This is a genomic window from Pseudomonas sp. Fl4BN1, from assembly GCF_009908285.1.
GTDB lineage: Bacteria > Pseudomonadota > Gammaproteobacteria > Pseudomonadales > Pseudomonadaceae > Aquipseudomonas.
Genome location: NZ_JAAARM010000101.1, coordinates 1 through 452, shown reverse-complemented (window position 1 = coordinate 452; position 452 = coordinate 1). Strand labels below are relative to the sequence as shown.

Below are 452 nucleotides of genomic sequence, written 5' to 3'. Positions count from 1 at the left end.
GCAGCAGGCGCCGCTACGCCAGCCTGACTGGTCGGCAGCGCGGACGGCGTCTCGGTTGCCGCTGGCGCGGCAGATGTCGCAGCCGTATCGACATTCGCCTGCGAAGGCGCGACTACCGTATTTTGCGTCGCCGCCGCCGTTGGCGCTGGCGTTTGCGTCGACGCCGTCGAATCAACCGGCGTCGCAGGAGCCGGAGCCGTTTGCGCTGGCGTCGTATCCTGGCTTGTCGCGGCACCGGTGTCCAGCGGTACGCTTTGGCCGCTGTCTTTATCTGCGTTCAGTTCAGCCGTGCTTTGATCGGCCATCGTCGTGATCTCTTCCTGCTGCGCCTTGTGGTTCTGCCACCACCAGGCGCCGGTCATCCCTACGACCACAAACAGTACCAGCCAGGTAAAAGACATTAACCAGCCGTCGCGTTTTTTACGACGCTTTCCTAATGAGAAACTCTGCAT

General features: G+C 62.2%; 1 pseudogene. It reads right to left on the bottom strand.

The window, feature by feature from the left end:
- Positions 1-452 (bottom strand): annotated as a pseudogene (locus GV818_RS33760) (hypothetical protein); the annotation flags it as partial.